This window comes from Lysinibacillus sp. LK3 (assembly GCF_001043675.1).
In the GTDB taxonomy this organism is placed as follows: Bacteria; Bacillota; Bacilli; order Bacillales_A; family Planococcaceae; genus Lysinibacillus; species Lysinibacillus capsici.
Genome location: NZ_LDUJ01000045.1, coordinates 1 through 5,617, shown reverse-complemented (window position 1 = coordinate 5,617; position 5,617 = coordinate 1). Strand labels below are relative to the sequence as shown.

The 5,617-nt window shown below is 38.1% G+C and carries 5 protein-coding genes; 1 reads left to right on the top strand and 4 read right to left on the bottom strand.

From position 1 onward, the window contains the following. Nucleotides 1-75: 75 nt before the first annotated feature. The 4 genes from VK91_RS21950 to nadB form a co-directional block, all read right to left on the bottom strand. Nucleotides 76-492, bottom strand: coding sequence for a VOC family protein (locus VK91_RS21950; protein ID WP_048395913.1), 417 nt, complete (start codon nt 490-492; stop codon nt 76-78). Nucleotides 493-657: 165 nt separating this feature from the next. After that, complete coding sequence (gene nadA / locus VK91_RS21945; protein ID WP_048395912.1) at nt 658-1,761, bottom strand: quinolinate synthase NadA; 1,104 nt, start codon at nt 1,759-1,761, stop codon at nt 658-660. Then, nucleotides 1,748-2,608, bottom strand: a complete 861-nt coding sequence (gene nadC / locus VK91_RS21940) for a carboxylating nicotinate-nucleotide diphosphorylase (RefSeq protein WP_048395910.1) — start codon at nt 2,606-2,608, stop codon at nt 1,748-1,750. Before nadC ends, nadA begins: the two co-directional genes overlap by 14 nt. Then, nucleotides 2,589-4,151, bottom strand: a complete 1,563-nt coding sequence (nadB, locus tag VK91_RS21935) for an L-aspartate oxidase (protein ID WP_048395908.1) — start codon at nt 4,149-4,151, stop codon at nt 2,589-2,591. The genes nadC and nadB overlap by 20 nt, the downstream gene beginning before the upstream one ends. A 100-nt stretch (nt 4,152-4,251) precedes the next feature. On the opposite strand from nadB, the gene VK91_RS21930 reads away from it, so the two are divergent. Then, complete coding sequence (locus tag VK91_RS21930) at nt 4,252-5,322, top strand: cysteine desulfurase family protein (protein ID WP_053075739.1); 1,071 nt, start codon at nt 4,252-4,254, stop codon at nt 5,320-5,322. The last annotated feature ends 295 nt before the right edge of the window (nt 5,323-5,617 follow it).

Here is a 5,617-nt window from a genome sequence, read left to right as displayed (position 1 = left end):
AATCCCGTACGGGTCATACTAAAAACAGTAGATGCAATTGCATCTACTGTTTTTTGATATTCATAGATACAAAATTTACTCTTGATTCAATGCATTTTCATCCATATAAACTACTTCCCAGATATGCCCATCTACATCTTGAAAACCCCAACCATACATAAATCCGTGATCTTGTGGTTCACTATAAGGTTTACCACCAGAGGCAAGTGCCTTATTCACTAATTGATCTACTTGTTCTCGGTTTTCAGCAGAGAGACATAAGATTGCTTCTGCAGAAGTAGTAGTATCTGTAACTTCTTTTTTACTAAATCCTTTAAATCGTTCTTCAACCATTATTAATACGAAGATATTTTCGCTAATAATCATTGAGGCTGTTGTTTCATCACTGAATTGTTGATTGAACTCAAAACCTAATTCCTTAAAAAAACTGATAGATTTGTTTAGATCTTTTACTGGTAAATTGATAAAGATATTTTTCGATTGAAAAGCCATTTAGTATCACCTCCAAATTGACAGTATCATGGAGCATAAAGTCGTGTCAATTATAGCAAAGCGGGGCGCAAATGGAAGCCATTAGCACTATTAGAAGTAGGCGTTATGTCAACAAAAACAGAAAGGTTATATCTTCAACCTTTCTGTTTAAAAAGTTTTAACTATTTATCCTCTGGCTAGCATTCTTTCAAGTGAACTAAGTGCTTCAGCGGTAGTATGTTCATCTACTTGTATACGGTTATGAGGTTGACCTTGCTCAATATTTTCTAAGCTCCATAACAAATGTGGAAGGTCAATTCGATTCATTGTTAAACAAGGACAAAAGTTTTCGTTTAAGGAGACAATATGTTTATCAGGATGCTGCTTAATAATGCGATTGACAAGGTTCATTTCTGTTCCAATTGCCCATGCAGATCCGCTTGGAGCTCGATTGATTGTATCAATAATGTATTTTGTGGAGCCTGCATCATCAGCCGCTGCAACCACTTCACGGCTGCACTCAGGGTGAACAATTATCCTCATAGTCGGGTGTTCTTTGCGAATAACCTCTGTATGTTGAACAGTAAAACCTTCGTGCACAGAGCAGTGACCCTTCCAAAGAATAACCTGGATATTTTCAAGTGGCTCTTTTGTTTCGAGCAAGTTCTTATGCGGATTCCAAACAGCCATATTTTCAAGAGGTATACCTAAATCATAGGCAGTATTTCTTCCTAAATGTTGGTCAGGTAAAAAGAAGATACGCTGTTTTTGGGTAAAAGCCCATTGAACAAGTTCCTTTGCATTCGATGAAGTGACACAAGCACCACCATGTCTTCCAGTAAAGGCTTTAATAGCCGCAGTTGAGTTAACATAGGTTAGAGGAATAATCGTATCACCAAAGAGTTCTTGAAGAATTGGCCATGCTTGTTCAGTTTGATAAATATCAGCCATATCAGCCATTGAACAACCAGCGCGCATATCTGGTAAATAGACATGTTGCTGTTTCGTTGTCAGCATATCAGCAGTTTCTGCCATAAAATGTACACCGCAAAATACGATGTGTTCAGCTTCCTTATTTGCTGCGGATAATTGAGCTAACTGTAAAGAATCCCCAGTTGCATCTGCAAATTGAATGACTTCATCTTTTTGATAATGGTGGCCAGGAATAAATAATTTAGGACCTAATTTTTTCTTTATTGATAAAATACGAGATTCCATTTCCTTTACAGATAGTGCCCGATAATGCTCTGGGAGTAATGTCGTCTGTTGTAATAAACTAGTGATGGACAAGGGAATGATCTCCTTTCATTTGAACGAGTGCACTAATATCAAAAGCTTTAACTGAATGTGTTAAGGAGCCAAGTGAAATCCATTGAATACCCGTTTGGGCATAAGCCTTTAAATTTTCAAGTGTGATGCCCCCAGATGCTTCAGTCGCAATAGTGGGAGGAACAATGGGAAGCCATGCACGGATTTCTTCTGGGCTACGGTTATCAAACATAATAATATCTGCTCCTGCGTTGATAGCTTCTTCTAATTGTTCTTTTGTTTCAATTTCAACTTCAATTTTTACGGTATGACCGACTTTCGCTCTAGCGGTCTGAACTGCCTTTGTAATGCTACCAGCAAAGGCAATATGATTATCCTTTAGCATAATTGCGTCATACAGGCCATTACGATGATTAAAAGCACCACCAATTCGAACAGCATATTTATCTAGCATACGCAGTCCTGGTAGTGTTTTACGCGTATCACATATTTTTGCGTGAGTACCTACTGTTTCTTGAACGGCAAGATGGGCAGCCGTTGCAATAGCAGACATACGTTGAATAAGATTTAAAATGACACGCTCACCGATTAATAATTTTTGTAAGGGACCTTTAATCACAGCGAGTACATCACCTGACTTCACCATCTCTCCATCTTTTGTATGAAGGTTGACTTCGATTGATCGATCGAGTAAGAGAAAGCCATGCTCAATAATGTTAGCCCCACAAAAAATTCCGCTTTCTTTCGCGTAAAAAGAAAAAGCTCCCTGTTGTTCGGCTGAAAAGATAAATTCACTCGATAAATCTCCATCTCCTAAATCCTCATTAAAAAATTGCTTGAGCATTTCCTCAAGTTTGATGATATTCATACAATGAGTTCCTCACTTTCATTTGTCCTTGCGAAAAAATAATCCATCGGCTTGCCCATTGTGATTTCATTTCGGATTTATCCTTCCGAATATGAGCTCCTCTTGTTTCCGTTCGCGTAATTGCTGCATGTGCCATTAATGTGGCGACTACATGCATCATAAATAATTCCAACTCAGCTAGTTCTAGACCCTTTAAATTAACTTGAATAAGTGATTGCAAGGAGGGTAGTTGCTTTACAAAATGCTGCAAGTCATCAATATTTCTAACAATACCTAGGAACCGCATCATGTGTTGCTGTAATTGGGGTTTGCTAAATAAAGGTGGCATTTTATCAGGACATTGATGCTTTTCCAGTAAAAAGTTTTTTTGATGACACCCTTTTTGAATAATGAACTGCGCCATTTTTTGACCAAATGTAATACCTTCCAATAGGGAGTTACTTGCTAAACGATTCGCACCATGTACGCCTGTACAGGCAACCTCACCGACTGCATATAAGTTCGGTATAGTAGTTCTTCCTTTGTCATCAGCAATAACACCACCCATCAAGAAATGACTTCCCGGAGCCACGGGGATTAGACCATCTTGTAAATGAACGTGATGAACATGGCACAGCTGAGCAATTGTTGGAAACTTTGCTTCAAAGTCTTGAATGTTAGTGATATCAATAAACGTTTCTTCACCCGCTGCACGTTTTGTAAATAGGGCAAGTGCAGTAATATGTCTTGGTGCTAGGTCAAGTTGAGCATGTAAACCTGTCATAATGGGCTGATGCTGGGCATTAACAAAAATACCACCAGCCCCTCTGACAGCTTCAGAAACTAATCCCTTTGCTTCATTTTTACACCACAGAAGACTCGGGTGAAATTGCATAAATTCCATATCACTAATGGCAGCGCCTGCTCGAAATGCTAATGCGATCCCATCCCCTGTATTAGTTGGGAAATTAGATGTACTTGAATAAAGGGCACCTGCGCCACCTGTCGCTAAAATAACATGATGAGCCAAATAACGTTTTGTACCTTTTTCTCCTTTAGTTAGTACTCCTACACAGTCACCATCTGTATTCCGTAAAAGCTCATAAGCCATTTCATAGCAATTGATCTTTGTTTTGGGCGAAAGTTTATGAAGCAAGTAATCTATGAAAATCTGACCAGTACGATCACCACCTGCATGTAGAATACGATGATGACTATGTGCTCCTTCAAGTCCTAGAGCAGGTTTTCCATCGACCTGCCGATCAACAGGGAGGCCATCCTTTAGATAGTTTTGCATAATCTCAGTGCCATTTTTTATAAGTGTTTTAACATGCCTTTTCTCATGATGATACTCTCCAGCTTTCAATGTATCAGCAATATGATGTTGAATATGATCCTCCTCACTGGTAACAGCAGCAATCCCACCTTGTGCACGATAAGAACTACTCATATATATAGATGATTTTGTAACAATTTGTATTTGAAAATGTTTTTCAAGCACTAAAGCAGCCTGAAGTGCAGCAATACCACTACCAATTATAAGGACGTCTGTCTTTACATCCATCGTTATACCTTCTTTACAGTTGTCTTGACACTTATCTTTACATAAAATATAAAAGAAAACAAGACCTGATGAACAAGAGAGGAAGAAGACGATGATTTATATGGATTATGCTGCAACATCACCTATGATGAGGGAATCTCTTGAGGCATATGTAGAGGTGGCACAACGGTATTATGGAAATAGTGCGAGTTTGCATGATTTAGGGGGACAAGCTTTTTATTTTGTCCAGCAATCAAGGGAGGTTGTAGCCCAAGCCCTAGGTGTAACTAGTGATGGCGTAATTTTTACGGGTAGTGGAACAGAAGGAAATCTCATAGCCATCTTGTCGTTAGCGCTAGCCTCAAAAAAAGGAAAACACATTATTTCATCTCAAGCTGAGCATACGTCAGTGCATGCGGCTTTGAATACACTTGAGAAAAAGGGCTTTACTGTAACAAAATTACCTTTGCAGAAGGATGGTTGTGTTGATCTGGGGCAATTGCAACAAGCAATCCGGGAAGAGACTGCTTTGATTACCATTCAACATGTCAATTCTGAAATTGGTTCAATCCAGCCTGTAGAGAAAATCGTAAAGATGGCAAGAAAATCAAATATATTCTGTCATGTTGATTGTGTACAATCATTTGGCAAACTAGCTATACCAAAAGGGGCAGATGCGATTACCATCTCGGCTCATAAAATAGGCGGACCAAAGGGCTGTGGTGCTATATATCTGAACCCTGCAATCAGAGTACCTGCATTAACACCAGGTTTGACACATGAGAGGGGTCTTAGAGGGGGGACATTAGATACTCCTGCAATCGTGGCCTTTGCCGCGGCAATTGAAAACTATCAATATGAATTGCAACATTATGAAACGCTAAGAAATTATTTTGAAAATAATTTACCTGAAAAATGTCAGCTCGTTGAGTGTAAACAGCAACTACCTAATATTTGTGGGGTAATGATGGAAAAAGTAGAGGGACAATATGTTCTTTTAAAGTTAAATGAGGCGGGAATCTGTATCTCTACAGGTAGTGCATGTGATATTCATAGTGAATCGGGAACAAAGGCTATTCTATCAATGGGGTTCTCTTTGGAAGCGGCACGCCAATTTTTTAGAATATCTTTTGGTCCTTCCACTAAACTTGAGGATATTGTAAAATTAAAAATAGAGCTTTCAAATATTTAACGAAAAGACGAGTGAAGGATTATCTATATTCTTCACTTGTAGTGAAATAGATTATAAGTTAATAATATCGGCAAATAAAATAATTGTTTTCTTTTGAACCAACAATTGCTATAATATTTTGCAGGGCAATATTTTCTCTTACTTAACAAAAATATCTTTAAAAAGTAATAATTTCTTTTTTTTATAAAAAAGTATTGCACAATGTTAGAAAACGTTATACAATAATTCTTGTCTTGAAGGACAGGTAAACAACTTCAAAACAAGATACATAACAAAGTCTAGTGATGATGGCAAA